The following is a 16,517-nucleotide window of genomic DNA, read 5'->3' on the forward strand; positions in this document are numbered from 1 at the left end:
AAGGCACTAGAAAGGCGGTGGATCGCCGTCAGCTTCGGCCGGCGGACCCGTTTCTCGCATGTGGACGGCTAACCGGCTTCGGCGATTGTGCTTGCGCTCGGTGGCGACGCGTGCGGCCCGGTTTTGGGCGCGGGTGCGGGTGCGTCGGGGCATCATCGCGGTGCGGTCGGCGCAAGGGTCGGGTCGTGGCGCGGCCGTGACCCGAGCGTCGCCGGTGGGGGCGCACAGCTGGGGGAACAACAGTGCACTGCCCGGGGTGGTGACGTAGGTGTGCTGGTCGGGCAGCGTCCAGATGACGGTGCCGTCGGGCAGCTGGCGGTCGCGCCAGCCCCAGAACGTTTTCATCAAATGGTGGGTGCGGCACAGCGCCTTGAGGTTCGAGGCGTGCGTAGCGCCGCCGTCGGCGTACGGGATCGTATGGTCGAGATCGCAGTCGGTGGCCGGCCGGTCGCAGCCCGGGGCCCGACACGTCAGATCCCGGCAGCGCACGAAATCGGCCAGCGCGGCCGACGGAGCGTAGCGGCCTTCAGCGCCGGTCGGTGGGATCAGCGGCACCAGCCGCGCCGCGGCGGCCAGCTCGGCGACCACCTCGGCCGGGATGAGGCCCTCCACCCCGGGCAGGACACCCGGTGTCGACGCCGTGCCCTCCACGCTGGCCTGCTCCGCGATCACGTGGATCACCACGTTGCCCTTGGGCACCGCGGCCGACGCGGCGCAATCGGCACGCCCGCAGCCACACACCAACCTCTCACCGCCGGCGGCCAACGCCCCCAACGCATCCGCGCGCCGCTGGGTGACGGTGCGCGGATCGCCGTCACACACCGTGGCGGCCAACGCCTCGAGCCGACGATCCAACGCCGGCCCGTCAGTGGCCACCACGCTGCCCGTCACATACGCCATCCCCGACTCGTCGGCGAGCACATCCACATACCGATCGCGCAGTGCGTCCTTGGCCCGACGCACCGCGTCGGCATCCACCAACGCCACCACCCGGTCCACCGCGGCGGCCAGCCCGCCCCGGGTCAGCGACGGGCGCCGCGACACCAACACCGCCAACCGCGCATCGACCTGGGCCAGCACTTCGGCATCGGTAATCAAGTCGGTGCGAAACACGATCGTCTGAAACGCCCGGTAATCGAGATACCCGGCCCGAAAGGCCTCCCCGACCCGCGGCAGCCGGTCGCGCATCGCCATCGCGTACCGCAGATAGCTGTGCCCCATCGCCACACTGCACTCCAACGCCGCACCCAACTGCGCGGCCACCGCCTCCCACGCGTCCGCCGACCAGTCCGCCCGCTCCCCCGACTCCCGGCAACGCAACACCAACAACTCACCGGCAGCCACCAACCGCTCCGCAGCCGCCCGCGCCTCCGCACGCCCGGCCTCACGCACCCGATCCAGCAACGCCGAAGACTCCGGCGTCTCCCGCGAGGCATACCACCACTCGAACATGAGTTCGATCATGCCACCGGGGTACGACAAGCCGCCGTTACGGCACCCGGGTCCGATGCCTCTTGTTGTGTGGCGGCACGCCGTTGATCCCGCCGATGGACTCCGCGTAGCTGCCGACGGCGAATCCGACGCCAGAACCCATGACGGCCAACGCTTCCCGGTTGATGTTGTCGACGGTGTCGCGTGGGCTCTGGAAGTTCGGGTCGAACGGCACGCCGGCCTGGCCGCCCCATAGTCGGGCCTGCACAGGGGTTTTGGGCTGCGATGATCCGGTGGTCATGCCGCCGACGGGCACGCCCGCGACCATGAAGGGGTGGTAGTCGGCCCTGGTGTCCAATGGCATGTCCGCGGGCCGCCTACCGGCGAGGTTCAGATAACCGGACAGGGTGCGTTCGATGCCGGCCGAGCCTTCGGGCACATCCGCCGGCGAAACACCGGGCCCGGGCGGGCCGGACTGGTCGCCGTCGTCGGTGAAGAATCCGGCGTTGGGGGAACCCAGCATGGTGAAGTTCAAGTACAGCGCGATGTCGTTGAGTTGGTCGCGGTCCATGCCGAACACGTAGTCCAGGACGCCGTTACGGCCGTCTACATCGGCGCCCCAGAACACAAATCGCACCGCGTTGTTCACCGGAGCGAGCGGGCCCAGTTGCAGCGCCGTCTCCAGGACGGCGGCCACCCCGGAGCCGTCGTCGTTGATCCCGGGTCCGGCGCGCGAACCGTCCAGGTGCGCACCCACCATGACGACGTCATGGGCCGACCCGGTTTTGGTCTGCGCCACGATGTTTCGGGAAGTGATCTTGATGTTCTGCGCATCCAGCACCAGACGTATCGGCGCGGTCGAGCCCGTCAACGCGGCGCCGCCGGAGGAACCCACAACGGCGACCGGCACGGTCAGCTGCTTGAAGTAGCCGGTGGTGAACAGCGTGGGTGGCGCTCCGCGCCCGGTGGGCGAGCTGAGCACGATCACCGCACTCGCGCCCTTGGCCACCGCGCTGTTCTGTTTGTCGACCACCGAGCACTGGGCGTCGTCGACGACGGCGATCGCGCCCCTGGGCACGACGGCCGGGTAGTCGTCGGGTGCGCAGCCCGACGACCGCGTCGGCCGGACCGGCTGTCCGGTCAGCCCCCCGGGCGGCGTCTGAATTAGCAGCGAGGCCTGGTCGACGGGATAGGTGCGCCCCGCAACGGTCATCGCCGGCTTACCCAAGGACACTGTGTAAAGCCGGTCGAACTGCGGTGTCTGCACGTCGAAACCCTTGTCGCGCAGGGTTTTAGCGACGTAGTCCACGCTGGCGTTGAAGCCCGGCGTCCCGTCCGCACGGTTTCCGCCATTGGCGTTGGCGATGTTCTGCAGGGCACGTAGATGAGTCAGCATGCCCTCGGCGTTCACCTCTTTGGCCAAACTGTGCGCGAGATCCGGCGTCGCCGTCGGCACCCCCGGCCGCGTCGCCGAACAACCGGCCACCACGGCGATCAACAGCAGCGTCGCGCCCAGCCGGGAGATCATGACTTGTTGAGCACGTGCCGGGTGCGGTCGGCCATGACGGGGACGCCGTTATGGCCGCCGAGGTCTTGCGCATAGAGACCGATCGCGTAGGCCACGCCGCCACCGTTGATGCCCAGCGCGGTGCGGTCGACATGGTCGAGGGTGTCGGTTTTCTGGTGGTAGTTGGGATCGAACGGCTGGTCGGCGGTCCCGCCCCACAACTTGGCCTGATCGGCGGACATCTTGCCCTCGGCGCCCGAGAACAGGCCGCCGGCGGGAATACCCGCCAGGGTGAATCCGTCGTAATCGGACCGGCCGTCGAACGAGGTGTCCTGGGCGGTCTTTCCGGCCGACTTCAGGTACGCGACCAGTGTCCGCTCGATGCCGGCCGAACCCTCGGGAACCACCGGCTGGCCGCGAGCGTCCGCGGGCAGCGACTGGTCGCCGTCGTAGGTGAAGTAGCCGGGGTTCGGCGACGCGAGCATGTCGAAGTTCAGGTACAGCGCAATGTTTTTCAGGGCCGTCAGGTCCAGCGACTCGACGTAGTTGCGCGACCCGATCAGGCCGAGCTCCTCGGCGCCCCAGAAGCCGAACCGCAGCGCGTTGTGCACCGCCGGCGAACTGCCCAGCCGCACAGCGGTTTCCAGCACCGCGGCCACGCCCGAGCCGTTGTCGTTGATGCCCGGCCCCGCGGGCACGCTGTCCAGGTGCGCCCCCGCCATCACCACGTCGGTTCCCGAGCCGGTCTTGGTCTGCGCAATCACGTTGCGGGCCCGGAAGCTTTGGGCGCTGGCGTTGAGCTTGATCGTGGTGGGTCCCGGCTGCCCGCGCAGCTGCACGCCCACCGACTTGGTGACGCTCAGCACCGGAATCTTCACGTCGGTGGCCGGCCCGAGCGTGCCGCCCATCTCTTGTTCATCGACGTTGTCGGCGATGATCATCGCCGACGCACCGCGCTGTGCCGCGGCGTCTTCCTTCTGGGCGAACGGGCAGGTGCCGCGGTCGACCAGCACCACCGCCCCCTGCAGCGGCAGGTTAAAGTCGGAGGCCGTGCAGCCTAGGTTGTTCGCCGGTGCGGCGACCAACGGCCCACTCACCCCGTCCGGCCCGGTGCCCAGACTGAAGTCCAGTGCGTGCGCCTCCACCGTCTTGCCGCCGACGGTGAGTACCGGCTTGTCGGCGTGGAACACCCGCGCCGAGAATTCGGGGGTTTGCACGTCGAATCCACTGCCGCGCAGGACGTTCACCACGTAGTCGACGCTGGCCTCGTATCCGGGCGTGCCCACTGCCCGGGTGCCGTTGTTAGCGTTGGCGATGTCTTGCAGCTTCGACAGGTGCGCCATCATCGCGTCGGTCGTGACCTTGTCGCGCAGCGCCGAGGCAAACGCGTCCGCGGCGGCGGGTGATTGCTGCGAATCAGACGACCGGTGGAAGCAGCCGGTTGAGAATGCGGTCAGGGCGACCACGGCGACCAACGCCGGAATCGTCGTTGATTTGTTCACCATCGCGCCCCAGGTTAGACCGCGGCCTGAGCGGCCCGGTTCAGGACACGGCGGTATCAGACATACAGTGCGGTGAAGGGCGCAACGGGGATGTTGCGCATCACGAACCAGGCCAGCACCAGCGACAGCGTCACGGCGGCGGCCCAGCGCCGATGCTGCCAGCCGCGGATCCGCCGGCCCACCAGGCGCCCGTAGGTCCAGGAGAAGTACGTCCACAGCAACAGCACGACAGCCGCCAGGCCCAGAGCGTTGAACCTGGCGGCCGCCAACAGATTGCCGTGCATAAGCGAATAGACCATGCGTAAGCTTCCGCACCCGGGGCAGTCGATCCCCAACAACGCCTTGGTGGGGCATACCGGTAGCGGGCCGTGCGGCGTGGTCGGGTCACCCGCCCAGATGGCGGCGCAAATCAACGTCGTGGATGCCGCCACCACCAGTGGTGCACCCAGATTCGCGTGCGCCGCCCCCCAGCGGGTCACCATGATCAGGTTCTAGAACATCGCGGCGAGCGCCGCGTTGGTGTTCGTGTTCAGCGCGCCGACCGCCATCAGGATGCCGTAGATGACGCCCACGACGACGCCGATGACCACCGACCAGATCACCCATCTCTTGGCGCTTTCGGCGGACGCCTGCGCCTCGGCATAGCGACCCTGCGCCCACAACCCATTGACCTGGCTCGACTTGACGATCGCCACGATTCCGAAGGGCAGACAGCAGAAGAGGGTGGCCAGGATCGACCACACCAGATAGTTATTCGGCGCTTGGCCGGCAGGCTGCTGCGGCGGATAACCCGGAGACGGCGGCGGATAATCGGGCGGCGGAGGAGGGGGTTGTGTCATGGATTCTCCAGTCAAGAGAAGTTAGCTGACGTAAAGCGGTGCTAACCATACCCGAGCGGACTCAGATCGGCACTAGCAATGAAGAAATCTTGTTTCGGCCGCCCGGCCGCAACGTGCCGGCGGCATCGCGTCGTTCGCCGAAAGTCGGGATTATGGTGGTACCTCAACATAATTCGTGATTCTGCACGATGACCGGCGTGCCACTACCATTTTCCTGGGCCTCCGCGGGTCGAGCCGAGGAAGGATGCCCACACAGACAATTTCCTGCGGAATGTGTTGCTTTACCACGACATAGCCCTACTATCCGTGTTTAGAAGCGGCCGTTAAGGAGCCATTCATGTCTGATTTCAGCAACGTGCTGAGGGCGGCGGCGGCGACGGCGCTCACCGGTGGTTTGGCCTTAGCGGGCGGCGGTCCGGCGAGCGCGGATCCGGCCACCACCGGGAACGCTTCGGATATCAACAAGCTTGCGGCCTCGATGTCGAAGGGCTACGGCCTGAACAACTGCACCGCCCAGAACATCGACCGCAGCACACAACTGGCGGTGCTCACCTGCGGGCAGAGCCCCGACCCGAGCGGCCCGGCGCAGGCCAAGTACGTGCTGTTCACCAATGCCGACACTCTGGCCACGTCGTTCAAGGCCACCATCAAAGAGGACGTCCTGACTCCATGCGGGGACGCGGGCCAATCGCCGTCGAACTGGCACAAGGACGGTTCGGCCGCCACTGCCGGGCAGGCGGCCTGCGGCACTTACCAAAACGGCGCCGAGATCATCTGGACCACCGACGCCAACAACATGCTGAGTTACCTGCGCGCGTCCAACACCGACGTTGCGGCGCTCTACCGGTGGTGGCGTGCCAACGGGTGAGGTACCCGCTGTGCCGCAACCGATCTGTGCACCGATAACCGAGAAACGTTCGCCCCCTCTTTATTTCCATCAACCGCAGGGAGTCAGAAAATGTCACATTGGAACACCGCGCTGCGAGTCGTGTCGGCCGCAACTTTCACAGGAAGTTTGGCTTTCACGGGTGTGGGCGCCGCGAACGCCGAACCCAACACCGGTAACGCATCGGACATGAACACGCTGGCCGCCTCGCTGTCGAAGGGCTACGGCCTGAACAACTGCAAGCCGCAAGAGCTCTCCGAAACCGGCGAGCTGGCCGAACTTGTGTGCGGGCAGAGCCCCGACTCAGGCGGACCGGGATCCGGTGTCTACGCCCTGTTCTCCAACAGCACGAATCTGGCCTCCGCCTTCAGCGCCACCATCAAAGACGTGTCCCTGGCCGCCTGCGGGGACGCCGGGGCGTCGCCGGGAACCTGGAAGCAGAACGGCCAGACGGGCGGCCAGATCGCGTGTGGCACCTACAAGAACTACGCGACGTTGACCTGGACCACCGACGCCAAGAACGTGTTGGGTCACCTGACCGCGTCCAATGCCGACGTCAGCGCGCTCTACCAGTGGTGGCGCACCAACGGCTGACGTCTACAGCTGGGCCGCAATCAGATCCGCCACGGCGCGCATCCCGGCGGCGTTCGGGTGTAACGGAGCGGTGCGTCCCGGCAGCGGAACACCGAAGCGGGCCGGCAGCGTCGTCCAGGGTTCGGCCGACCATGCATGATGTTCGCGACCCGCCGCGCCGGCGCGGATGATTTCGCAACCCGTTGCCGCGGCGGCGTCGGCCGTCATCGTCTCCAGCGTGGCGGCCACGTGCCGGCCCAGGTCGGCATCGACGGCCGAGAGCGGCTCCGCCGGCACGCCCGGCGGCGGCAGCATCGTCAGATAGTCGACGAAGAAGATCCGTGCCCGGGTGGCGCGCTGACGCAACGCGCGGCCGACCGCGCACAGCGATTCAAACACCGCGTCCAGGGCGCGATCTCGCGCGTCGCGATCCAGCAGTTCGGCGATGCGGTCCCCCAGCAACGGCACGTGACGCAGCGGACGCGGCAGTGACGCGGCCATCAACAGCGGAACGTAGCCGACGTCGTTGCCGCCGATGGTCACCGTGACCAGGCTCTCGGAGCCGTCCAACGCGGCGATCTGCGGTGGTGAGCCGCGCTGGCGCTCGGCAAGCACGTGCGCGGTGGTCGCGCCGGAGAAGGTGACGTCGACCAGATCGTGCTGGTATCGCTGCGCGATCAGGTGCGCGTAGTTGCGCGCCGATCGGCCCGAACACCGCGGAGCCCCTGCGGCGCGGGGCGCGATGCCCGGACCCGCCGCCATCGAACTGCCCAGCGCGACATAACGACTCATCGTTGTGGGCTCGACGCCTGCGCCCAGAATCGCTTCGGGATCCTTCCGGCGCGCCGGGCCAGATACCCGGCGGTGACGGCGGCGGACATCGCGGCGGCCATCGCGGCCGGATCGGCGGCCCTTGTCACCGCGGTGGCCAACAGCACGGCGTCGCAACCCAATTCCATCGCCAGCGCCGCGTCGCTGGCGGTTCCGATACCGGCGTCGAGCACCACCGGAACGCCGGCCCGTGCGACGATCATCTCGATGTTGTGCGGATTGGTGATGCCGAGGCCGGTGCCGATCGGCGAGCCCAGCGGCATGACCGCCGCGCATCCGGCGTCCTCGAGCCGGCGCGCCAGCACCGGATCGTCGTTGGTGTAGGGCAGCACGACGAACCCGTCATCCACCAATTGCTCTGCGGCTCGTACCAATTCGACGGCGTCGGGCAGCAGCGTGCGCTCGTCGGCGATCACCTCGAGCTTGATCCAGTTGGTGTTCAGCGCCTCACGCGCCAGCTGGGCGGTGAGCACCGCTTCGGCCGCGCCGCGGCATCCCGCGGTGTTGGGCAGCGGCGTGATGCCCAGCCGGTTGAGCAGATCGAGCAGGCCGGTGCCGCCCTCGGTGTCGACCCGGCGGATAGCGACGGTGGTCAGCTCGGTGCCCGAGGCAACCAGCGCCTCCTCGAGCACCGCGAGATTGCTCGCTCCTCCGGTCCCCATGATGAGCCGCGACGCGAAGCTGCGGTCGCCAATCGTCAGTTTTGAATCAGCCACCTTGCACCGCCGTCACTATCTCGAGCCGGGCACCATCGAAAAGTTCTGTGGCCCAACGGGATCGCGGTATCACCGCGTCGTCCATCGCTACTGCGACGCCGCGGTCCGCAAACCCCAGGGTATCCAGCAGCGCGGCGACCGTGGTGTGCGCTTCGACGTCGACCTTTTGTTCATTGACCACGACGATCATTGGTGTGCCCCCACCGGGGCAAGTTCGGCAACGATCTGCTCTGCCGTCCAGGGCGCCAACAGGAATCCCGACCGGCCGTGGCCGGCGGCGACCAGCGTCCGCGCGTCCAGGCGGTGCACCAGCGGCAGATTATCGGGGGTCATCGGACGCAGCCCGGCGGCGCACTCGGCCAGCTCGTATTCGCCCAGCGCCGGCAGCACCGCGCACGCGTCGTCCAGCAGGTCTCGCACCCCCGACACGACGGGGGCGGTGTCGCGCCCGTGTTCGTATTGGGTGGCCCCGACGACCACCCCGTCGGCACGCGGCACCAGGTACACCTGCCGTCCGTGCACGCGGGCGCGAACAACCCGCTGCGGCAACGGCATACAACCCTTGCGCCACCGCAAGCGCAGCACCTCACCCTTCACCGGCCGCACCGGCAGGCCGGGCCACAGCGTCGGCGCGTCGATGCCGTTGGCGATCACCACCGCGTCGCCCTCGACGCCCGAGAGGTCGCGCACCGGCGGCCCCCACGCCACCCCGAGGCGCTCGCACTGCGCGCCGAGCGCCTCCACCACCGCGCGGTTGTCCACGGCCAGTTCGGTGGGCGCGCGGAAGCCGTGCCGGATGCTTTGCGCCAGCAGGGGTTCGACGTCGCGGGCGGCTGACTCCCAGACCACCGGATGTCCCTGGGCGGACAACCATTCGGCGACGGTGCGCAGGTCTTCGACATCGGCGCGGTCGACGGCCACCACCAGCGACTCGCGCGCGGTGACCACCTCGGGCGGCAGCCCGTCCAGGAAGCCACCCTCGCGCCACAGCCGCAGCGACTCCAGGCCCAGCCGCAACAACCGCTCTTCGCCGGGCCAGCCCTCGCTGTGCGGCGCCAGCATGCCGCCGGCTACCCACGATGCGCCCTTCTGGTCGCCGCGGTGCACCCGCACCGACCACCCGGCCTGCGCGGCGCGGCGCGCCACCGCGAGCCCGATGACGCCGCCGCCGATCACCGCCAGCGACCCCAGCGGGGGTTCCGAGGGCATCCCGGTCATTGTCGAGCCTCCCTTCGCCGGCATGACCCGGATCAGGTGTGACGGTAAGGGCAGGTCCGGATGGGTCCGGCTGTGCCCACTCTCAGCCCCGCAGTCACTCGACTACCCGGGACTCCCGTGTCCAGTGGTTCTCTTCGGCTCCACGCTAGCGCGCTAGCGTCTCGGTGTGCAGCGCCCCTTTGATAGACGACTTTCCGTTCTGGCCACCGCGCGGCTGTATCTGTGCACCGACGCGCGCCGTGAGCGCGGTGATTTGGCCGAGTTCGCCGACGCGGCCCTGGCCGGCGGCGTGGACATCATCCAGCTGCGCGACAAGGGATCGGCCGGTGAGCAGCGGTTCGGACCGCTCGAGGCACGCGAGGAGCTGGCGGCGTGCCGGATCCTGGCCGACGCGGCCCGCCGGCACGGTGCCTTGTTCGCCGTCAACGACCGCGCCGACATCGCCCGCGCGGCCGGCGCCGACGTGCTGCACCTCGGGCAGGGCGACCTGCCGCCGGCCGTCGCCCGCGACATCGCCGGGCCGGACGTGCTGCTCGGGCTGTCCAGCCACGACCGCGACCAGGCCGCCGCCGCGGCGGCCCTCGGCGAAGCGGACTACTTCTGCGTCGGGCCGTGCTGGCCCACGCCCACCAAACCGGGCCGTCAGGCGCCGGGCCTCGGACTGGTGCGGGCCGCCGCCGAGTTCGGCAGAAACAAGCCGTGGTTCGCGATCGGCGGCATCGACGAGCAGCGGCTGCCCGAGGTGCTCGACGCCGGCGCCCGGCGCATCGTGGTAGTGCGGGCGATCACGGCGGCCGACGACCCGCGGTCCGCGGCGCAGCGGCTCAGCTCGGCGCTGGCAGCAGCGAGCTGATCCGGCGGGTCAGCAGCGAGGACTCTTGGCCCGCGTCACCGGGCATGCACCAGACGAAGACGCCGGCCTCGATCTCGATCGTGCGCGGCAGGTATTGCCGCCGCTCGTCGCCGTGGTCCAGCGGCAACACCGCCGGCGCGGTGCGCAGCCGCTGCCAGCTGGCCGCGAAGCCGGGATGCAGCGGCAGGTCGGACACCTCGGTTTCGGCGACCCAGCGCATCTCGGCGCTTTCCCGATTGGGCACGGTGTGCAGCAACTCATCGGCGTCGGCGACGACGGTGGTGTAGCTCCACCGCGTGCCCGCGATCCCGGCGACCTCGGCCGTGACCACCGTCGCGCGCACCGCGAGCCGCTCACCGAGCAGCCCCGCTTCTTCGTTCGCTTCGCGGACCGCGGTCTCCTCCGGCGTTTCGTGGCTGTCCCGGGCGCCGCCGGGCAGCCCCCACGTCCCGCCCTGGTGACTCCACACCGCGCGATGCTGCAGCAGCACCGCGGGGGTGCCGTCGGGCTGCGGGGCCCTCAGAAGCAAACCCGCCGCTCCGAACCGGCCCCAGTAATGGGCGCCGCTGTCGGAGATCACCCAACCGTCACCGTCGCCCTGCACGGATTCAGGATATGCAGACTTGGCTTGGGCGTCGTCAATTGCGTCCGCCTCCACCCATCCACCCGAACATGCTCTTAGACTTCGCTTATAGAGGTCCGTGCAGCGAAACGAAATGGCCGAGAGATGAGGGCTGATAAGACGTGACGGTTGAGCTGGCGCACCCGTCGACCGAGCCGCAGGGATCGCGGTCACCGGCCGAACCGGCTCATCCACGCTGGTGGTTCATCTCGACGACGCCGGGCCGCATCTTGACCATCGGGATCGTGCTGGCCGCACTCGGCGGGATCAGCGCCTTCGCCACCTCGACCACCATCAACCACCGGCAGCAGGTGCTCACCACGGTGCTCAACCACACCGAGCCGCTGTCGTTCGCCGCCGGACGGCTCTACACCACGCTGTCGGTCGCCGATGCCGCCGCGGCCACCGCGTTCATCGCCGAGGCGGAGCCGCAGCCGGTTCGCCAGCGCTACGAGCAGGCGATCACCGACGCGTCCGTCGCGGTGACCCGGGCCTCGAGCGGCCTCACCGACGAGCCGCTGGTGCAGCTGCTGGGCCGGATCAACGCCGAGCTGGCCGTCTACACCGGACTTATCGAAATCGCCCGGACCAACAACCGGGAGGGCAACCCGGTCGGGTCGTCGTACCTGTCGGAGGCGTCGGGGCTGATGCAATCGACGATCCTGCCCGACGCGGCCAAGCTGTATCAGGCGACGTCGGAGCGGGTGGACGCCGAAACCACCGCGTCGACGCAGATCCCGGCGCCGGTCATCATGGTGGTCGGCGCCACCGTGATCTTCGGCGCGTTCTCACACCGTTGGCTGGCGCGGCGCACGCGGCGCCGAATCAACCCAGGCCTGGTGGTGGGCGCACTCGCTATTCTCGTCATGGTGGTTTGGGTTGGAACTGCGCTGACCATTTCTACGACGGCCAGTCGTAGCGCGAAGGACACTGCCGCGGAGTCCCTCAAGACCGTCACCAACGTCGCGATCACCGCCCAGCAGGCGCGCGCCGACGAGACCCTGTCGCTGATCCGTCGCGGCGACGAGGAGAAACGCAAGCAGTCGTTCTATCAGCGCCTCGATTCCATGCACCGCCAGCTCGACCAGTACATGTCGCGCAGCGACGCCGTGGACAAACCGGACCTGGAAGGCGCCGACCAGCTACTGCTGCGCTGGCGGCAGGCCAACGACCGGATCACCTCGTACATCTCGGTCGGTAACTACCGGGCCGCCACCCAGGTGGCGCTGGGCAGCAGCGAAGAGGACTCCACCCCGGCGTTCGACAAGCTGGACGACGAACTGGTCAAGGCCATGGATCAGGGCCGCATCCACCTGCGCAACGACGTCATCAACGCGCGCAGCGGGCTGTCCGGCGCCCAGGTCGGTGGCGTGGTGCTCAGCCTTGGCGCCGCGATCGCGGTGGCGCTGGGCCTGTGGCCGAGGCTGAAAGAGTATCGATAATGGTCCGCCTGCCCCTGCTTCGCCGGGCGTGCACCGTGGCCGCCGCCGCGGTCGTGCTGGCGGGCTGCGGACACACCGAATCGCTGCGGGTGGCCAGCGTGCCGACGTTGCCGCCGCCGACACCGGTCGGCATGGAGCAGTTGCCACCCCAGCCGCCGCTGCCGCCCGACGGCCCGAATCCGAACTGCGACCTGACGGCCAGCCTGCGGCCATTCGCCACCAAGGCGGAGGCGGACGCCGCGGTCGCCGACATCCGCGCCCGGGGCCGGTTGATCGTCGGGCTCGACATCGGCAGCAACCTGTTCAGCTTCCGCGACCCGATCACCGGTGAGATCACCGGTTTCGACGTCGACATCGCCGGCGAGATCGCGCGCGACATCTTCGGGGCGCCCTCCCACGTCGAATACCGGATCCTGTCGTCGGACGAACGGGTCACCGCGCTGCAGCGCTCCGAGGTCGACATCGTGGTCAAGACCATGACCATCACGTGCGACCGGCGCAAGCAGGTGAACTTCTCGACCGTCTACCTCGACGCCAACCAGCGCATCCTGGCCCCGCGCGACTCGTCGATCGTCAAGGTCGCCGACCTGTCCGGCAAGCGGGTCTGCGTGGCCAAGGGCACGACGTCGCTGCACCGCATCCAGCAGATCGACCCGCCACCGGTGGTGGTGTCGGTGGTCAACTGGGCCGACTGCCTGGTGGCGATGCAGCAGCGCGAGATCGACGCGGTCAGCACGGACGATTCGATCCTGGCCGGGCTGGTCGAAGAGGACCCCTACCTGCACATCGTCGGACCGAACATGGCCACCCAGCCCTACGGCATCGGGGTCAATCTGAACAACACCGGGTTGGTGCGGTTCGTCAACGGAACCCTGGAACGAATCCGCCGCGACGGTACGTGGAACACGTTGTACCGCAAGTGGTTGACGGTGCTGGGGCCCGCGCCGGCCCCGCCCGTACCGAGGTATCTGGACTGATGGCCGAGCCGGATAAGCAATCCGAGCAGCCGGAATCCGGCTCGGAAGACGTGGGCCCGGGCACCCAGCCCGCCGACGTCCAGACCGGCGGCGCGGCGACCGGGCGACTGCAGGCCACCCAGGCGCTGTTCCGTCCCGACTTCGACGACGACGATGACGACGACGACTTTCCGCACATCTCGCTGGGCGCTCTAGACACCGATCCGCAGGACCGCATGACGGTGGCGACGCGATCGCTGCCGGCGGTCCGGCAGCTCGGCGGCGGCCTGGTCGAGATCCCGCGCGGGCGGGACATCGATCCGCGCGAAGCCCTGATGACCAATCCGGTGGTGCCGGAGTCCAAGCGCTTCTGCTGGAACTGCGGGAAACCCGTCGGGCGGTCCAGCAAGAAAGCCAAGGGCACGTCGGAGGGTTGGTGCCCGTCCTGCGGCAGCCCGTATTCGTTTCTGCCGCAACTTAATCCGGGCGATATCGTCGCCAACCAGTACGAGGTCAAGGGCTGCATCGCGCACGGCGGTCTGGGCTGGGTGTATCTGGCGGTCGACCACAACGTCAACGACCGGCCGGTGGTGCTCAAGGGCTTGGTGCACTCCGGCGACGCCGAGGCGCAGGCGATCGCGATGGCCGAACGACAGTTTTTGGCCGAGGTGGTCCACCCGCAGATCGTGCAGATCTTCAACTTCGTCGAGCACGTCGACCAGCACGGAAATCCGGTCGGCCTCATCGTCATGGAGTACGTCGGCGGTCAGCCGTTGCGGCACGGCAAGGGTGAGAAGCTACCCGTCGCCGAGGCCGTCGCCTACCTGCTGGAGATCCTGCCCGCGCTGAGCTATCTGCACTCCATCGGCCTGGTCTACAACGACCTGAAGCCGGAGAACATCATGCTCACCGAAGAGCAGCTCAAGCTGATCGACCTGGGCGCGGTGTCGCGGATCAATTCGTTCGGATACCTTTACGGCACACCGGGTTTCCAGGCGCCCGAGATTGTGCGGACCGGTCCGACGGTCGCCACCGACATCTACACGGTGGGCCGCACGCTGGCCGCGCTCACGCTGAACCTGCAGACGCGCAACGGTCGCTACGTCGACGGCCTGCCCGAGCACGACCCGGTGTTGACCACCTACGACTCCTTCCACCGGTTGTTGCGCCGCGCCACCGACCCGGACCCCCGGCGCCGGTTCTTGAGCACCGAGGAGATGTCCGCACAGTTGATGGGTGTGCTGCGCGAGGTGGTCGCCTACGACAGCGGGGTGCCGCGGCCCGGCCTGTCGACCATCTTCAGCCCCAGCCGCTCGACGTTCGGGGTGGACCTGCTGGTCGCCCACACCGACGTGTACCTGGACGGGCAGGTCCACTCGGAGAAGCTCACCGCCCGCGAAATCGTTACCGCACTGCAGGTTCCGCTGGTCGATCCGGCCGACGTCGCCGCTCCCGTCCTGCAGGCGACCGTGTTGTCCCAGCCCGTGCAGACCCTGGACTCGCTGCGCGCGGCCCGACACGGGACGCTGGACGCCGACGGCGTCGAGGTGTCCGAGTCGGTGGAGCTGCCGCTGATGGAGGTCCGCGCGCTGCTGGATCTCGGCGACGTGGCCAAGGCCACCCGCAAGCTCGACGACCTGGCCGAGCGGGTCGGCTGGCAATGGCGATTGGTGTGGTACAAGGCCGTCGCCGAGCTGCTGACCGGCGACTACGATTCGGCCACAATGCATTTCATCGAAGTGCTGGACACGTTCCCCGGCGAGCTGGCGCCCAAGCTGGCGCTGGCCGCCACCGCCGAGCTGGCCGGCGACGTCGACGACCACAAGTTCTACGAGACGGTGTGGAAGACCAACGACGGCGTGATCTCGGCGGCGTTCGGGTTGGCCAGGACGCTGTCCGCGGAAGGGGATCGGGCCGCCGCGGTGCGCACGCTGGACGAGGTGCCGGCCACCTCACGGCACTTCACCACCGCGCGGCTGACCAGCGCGGTGACCCTGCTGTCCGGCCGGACCAAGAGCGAGATCACCGAAGAGGACATCCGCGACGCGGCCCGGCGGGTGGAGGCGCTGCCGCCCACCGAACCCCGCGTGCTGCAGATCCGCGCGCTGGTGCTGGGCTGCGCGATGGACTGGCTGGAAGACAACAAGGCGAGCACCAACCACATCCTCGGATTCCCGTTCACCGAGCACGGTTTGCGGCTGGGCGTCGAGGCGTCGCTGCGCAACCTGGCCCGCGTCGCCCCGACCCAGCGGCATCGCTACGCGCTGGTCGACATGGCGAACCGGGTCCGGCCCACCAGTACGTTCTAGGATTTCGCTGGGCTTGGCATGGCTTGGTCCGGCGGCGCGGCGGTCCGGCGGCCACCTCCGTCGAATCCTGGGCGGGGATATCGCGAAATTCCCGCCGCCAGTGCACAGTCAAAGCCGTCAGCGCACACTCGCGGCCGCCAGCGCGGCTCGCACACGACGCAAGATGCCGGCGGGACGGTCCTCCGCGACGATCCGGACGACGATCCACCCCATCCGCTCGAGCATCTCGATTCGCCGGATGTCTTTGACGTACTGCCGCCGGTTCATCCGATGATGGTCGCCGTCGTATTCGACGGCCACCATCCAGTCCTCCCAACCCAGGTCGAGATACGCGACGGGAATGCCGTCCACGTCCAGCACCGGTATCTGCGTCTGTGGCCGCGGCAGGCCCGCGTCGATGAGGAGCAGCCGCAGGTAGCTCTCCCTGGGCGACTGCGCGCCCGGGTCGATCAGCTCGAGCGCGGCCTCCAACCGCCGCAGACCGGGCGAGCCGGGATGACACTTCGCCACGCGCAAAACGTCCTCCGCCTTGAAACCCGTTGCGCGGGCGAGCGCATCCAGCCGAACGACGGATGAGCGGACCGCTCCGCGGCGCCCGATGTCGAAGGCGGTGCGCTCGGGGGTGGTGACGGAGCGACCGGCGATGATCTGCGCCTCGCCCGCCGCCAGCGCAGCACGGCGGGTCAGGATGCCGTCGGGTGGACGGGGATTGGCATACATCAGCTCAACCGGGACGTCATCGGGAATCCACTCGGCGCCGTGCAGCGCCGCGGCGGCCGCTCCGGCGATGATCCCGCTGCGTCCGGACCATAGCCATGCGGCGCTGATGCGC

The 16,517-nt window shown here is 68.7% G+C and carries 17 protein-coding genes and 1 riboswitch; of the genes, 6 read left to right on the plus strand and 11 right to left on the minus strand.

From position 1 onward, the window contains the following. Positions 1–6: 6 nt before the first annotated feature. From A5708_RS02770 to A5708_RS02790, 5 genes are read right to left on the minus strand one after another with little or no spacing between them, the layout of a single operon-like run. Positions 7–1,464, minus strand: a complete 1,458-nt coding sequence (locus A5708_RS02770; RefSeq protein ID WP_065027156.1) for an HNH endonuclease signature motif containing protein — start codon at positions 1,462–1,464, stop codon at positions 7–9. A 25-nt stretch (positions 1,465–1,489) separates the two neighbouring features. Continuing rightward, a complete protein-coding gene (locus A5708_RS02775) occupies positions 1,490–2,959 on the minus strand; it encodes a M28 family peptidase (RefSeq protein WP_065027157.1) in 1,470 nt (489 codons plus the stop codon). Then, the gene (locus A5708_RS02780) at positions 2,956–4,443 is read right to left on the minus strand and encodes a M28 family metallopeptidase (protein ID WP_065027158.1); all 1,488 of its coding nucleotides are present in this window, start codon (positions 4,441–4,443) and stop codon (positions 2,956–2,958) included. The genes A5708_RS02775 and A5708_RS02780 overlap by 4 nt, the downstream gene beginning before the upstream one ends. A 53-nt stretch (positions 4,444–4,496) precedes the next feature. Next, positions 4,497–4,922 carry a DUF2752 domain-containing protein gene (locus A5708_RS02785; protein ID WP_065027159.1) on the minus strand — a complete coding sequence of 142 codons (426 nt, stop codon included), beginning with the start codon at positions 4,920–4,922 and terminating at the stop codon, positions 4,497–4,499. Between the two features lie 9 nt (positions 4,923–4,931). Next, complete coding sequence (locus A5708_RS02790; RefSeq protein ID WP_065027160.1) at positions 4,932–5,279, minus strand: CD225/dispanin family protein; 348 nt, start codon at positions 5,277–5,279, stop codon at positions 4,932–4,934. A gap of 337 nt (positions 5,280–5,616) precedes the next feature. On the opposite strand from A5708_RS02790, the gene A5708_RS02795 reads away from it, so the two are divergent. Both A5708_RS02795 and A5708_RS02800 read left to right on the plus strand, forming a co-directional pair. Beyond that, positions 5,617–6,147, plus strand: coding sequence for a serine/threonine protein kinase (locus A5708_RS02795; protein ID WP_065027161.1), 531 nt, complete (start codon positions 5,617–5,619; stop codon positions 6,145–6,147). Positions 6,148–6,237: 90 nt separating this feature from the next. Then, a complete protein-coding gene (locus A5708_RS02800) occupies positions 6,238–6,759 on the plus strand; it encodes a serine/threonine protein kinase (RefSeq protein WP_065027162.1) in 522 nt (173 codons plus the stop codon). 3 nt (positions 6,760–6,762) lie between these two features. On the opposite strand, the gene A5708_RS02805 is transcribed toward A5708_RS02800, so the two are convergent. From A5708_RS02805 to thiO, 4 genes are read right to left on the minus strand one after another with little or no spacing between them, the layout of a single operon-like run. Next, positions 6,763–7,530 carry an SGNH/GDSL hydrolase family protein gene (locus tag A5708_RS02805; RefSeq protein WP_065027163.1) on the minus strand — a complete coding sequence of 256 codons (768 nt, stop codon included), beginning with the start codon at positions 7,528–7,530 and terminating at the stop codon, positions 6,763–6,765. Next, complete coding sequence (locus A5708_RS02810) at positions 7,527–8,285, minus strand: thiazole synthase (RefSeq protein ID WP_065027164.1); 759 nt, start codon at positions 8,283–8,285, stop codon at positions 7,527–7,529. The genes A5708_RS02805 and A5708_RS02810 overlap by 4 nt, the downstream gene beginning before the upstream one ends. Then, positions 8,278–8,475 carry a sulfur carrier protein ThiS gene (gene thiS, locus A5708_RS02815; RefSeq protein ID WP_065027165.1) on the minus strand — a complete coding sequence of 66 codons (198 nt, stop codon included), beginning with the start codon at positions 8,473–8,475 and terminating at the stop codon, positions 8,278–8,280. Before thiS ends, A5708_RS02810 begins: the two co-directional genes overlap by 8 nt. Then, on the minus strand, positions 8,472–9,494 hold the full coding sequence (gene thiO, locus A5708_RS02820) for a glycine oxidase ThiO (protein WP_065027177.1): 1,023 nt from the start codon (positions 9,492–9,494) through the stop codon (positions 8,472–8,474). Before thiO ends, thiS begins: the two co-directional genes overlap by 4 nt. A gap of 1 nt (position 9,495) precedes the next feature. Further along, positions 9,496–9,632, minus strand: a riboswitch (TPP riboswitch). A 37-nt stretch (positions 9,633–9,669) separates the two neighbouring features. Between thiO and thiE the strand changes: the two genes are divergently transcribed. Then, positions 9,670–10,356: a thiamine phosphate synthase gene (gene thiE / locus A5708_RS02825; RefSeq protein ID WP_065027166.1), complete on the plus strand. Its 687-nt coding sequence runs from the start codon at positions 9,670–9,672 to the stop codon at positions 10,354–10,356. Here the strand turns inward: thiE and A5708_RS02830 are convergent. After that, the gene (locus A5708_RS02830; RefSeq protein WP_065027167.1) at positions 10,328–10,960 is read right to left on the minus strand and encodes an NUDIX hydrolase; all 633 of its coding nucleotides are present in this window, start codon (positions 10,958–10,960) and stop codon (positions 10,328–10,330) included. The two genes, thiE and A5708_RS02830, sit on opposite strands and share 29 nt — an antisense overlap. A gap of 140 nt (positions 10,961–11,100) precedes the next feature. Between A5708_RS02830 and glnX the strand changes: the two genes are divergently transcribed. The 3 genes from glnX to A5708_RS02845 are packed head-to-tail and all read left to right on the plus strand — an operon-like array spanning position 11,101 to position 15,685. Continuing rightward, entirely contained in the window at positions 11,101–12,420 is a 1,320-nt protein-coding gene (gene glnX, locus A5708_RS02835) for a protein kinase G-activating protein GlnX (RefSeq protein WP_065027168.1), read from the plus strand. Beyond that, positions 12,420–13,397 carry a glutamate ABC transporter substrate-binding protein gene (locus A5708_RS02840; protein WP_065027169.1) on the plus strand — a complete coding sequence of 326 codons (978 nt, stop codon included), beginning with the start codon at positions 12,420–12,422 and terminating at the stop codon, positions 13,395–13,397. The genes glnX and A5708_RS02840 overlap by 1 nt, the downstream gene beginning before the upstream one ends. Beyond that, positions 13,397–15,685 carry a serine/threonine-protein kinase PknG gene (locus A5708_RS02845; protein ID WP_065027170.1) on the plus strand — a complete coding sequence of 763 codons (2,289 nt, stop codon included), beginning with the start codon at positions 13,397–13,399 and terminating at the stop codon, positions 15,683–15,685. Before A5708_RS02840 ends, A5708_RS02845 begins: the two co-directional genes overlap by 1 nt. A gap of 117 nt (positions 15,686–15,802) precedes the next feature. Here the strand turns inward: A5708_RS02845 and A5708_RS02850 are convergent. Further along, positions 15,803–16,517, minus strand: a 715-nt coding sequence (locus A5708_RS02850) for a hypothetical protein (RefSeq protein ID WP_065027171.1), incomplete at its 5' end; no start/stop codon positions are given.

It is taken from the genome of Mycobacterium colombiense, from assembly GCF_001672755.1.
Lineage (GTDB): Bacteria > Actinomycetota > Actinomycetes > Mycobacteriales > Mycobacteriaceae > Mycobacterium > Mycobacterium colombiense_C.

Bases quoted from the DNA above. Each gene is read 5' to 3' on its own strand.
- A5708_RS02770 (WP_065027156.1), bottom strand. From the start codon at position 1,464: ATGATCGAACTCATGTTCGAGTGGTGGTATGCCTCGCGGGAGACGCCG.
- A5708_RS02775 (WP_065027157.1), bottom strand. From the start codon at position 2,959: ATGATCTCCCGGCTGGGCGCGACGCTGCTGTTGATCGCCGTGGTGGCC.
- A5708_RS02780 (WP_065027158.1), bottom strand. From the start codon at position 4,443: ATGGTGAACAAATCAACGACGATTCCGGCGTTGGTCGCCGTGGTCGCC.
- A5708_RS02785 (WP_065027159.1), bottom strand. From the start codon at position 4,922: ATGGTGACCCGCTGGGGGGCGGCGCACGCGAATCTGGGTGCACCACTG.
- A5708_RS02790 (WP_065027160.1), bottom strand. From the start codon at position 5,279: ATGACACAACCCCCTCCTCCGCCGCCCGATTATCCGCCGCCGTCTCCG.
- A5708_RS02795 (WP_065027161.1), top strand. From the start codon at position 5,617: ATGTCTGATTTCAGCAACGTGCTGAGGGCGGCGGCGGCGACGGCGCTC.
- A5708_RS02800 (WP_065027162.1), top strand. From the start codon at position 6,238: ATGTCACATTGGAACACCGCGCTGCGAGTCGTGTCGGCCGCAACTTTC.
- A5708_RS02805 (WP_065027163.1), bottom strand. From the start codon at position 7,530: ATGAGTCGTTATGTCGCGCTGGGCAGTTCGATGGCGGCGGGTCCGGGC.
- thiS (WP_065027165.1), bottom strand. From the start codon at position 8,475: ATGATCGTCGTGGTCAATGAACAAAAGGTCGACGTCGAAGCGCACACC.
- thiO (WP_065027177.1), bottom strand. From the start codon at position 9,494: ATGCCCTCGGAACCCCCGCTGGGGTCGCTGGCGGTGATCGGCGGCGGC.
- A5708_RS02840 (WP_065027169.1), top strand. From the start codon at position 12,420: ATGGTCCGCCTGCCCCTGCTTCGCCGGGCGTGCACCGTGGCCGCCGCC.
- A5708_RS02845 (WP_065027170.1), top strand. From the start codon at position 13,397: ATGGCCGAGCCGGATAAGCAATCCGAGCAGCCGGAATCCGGCTCGGAA.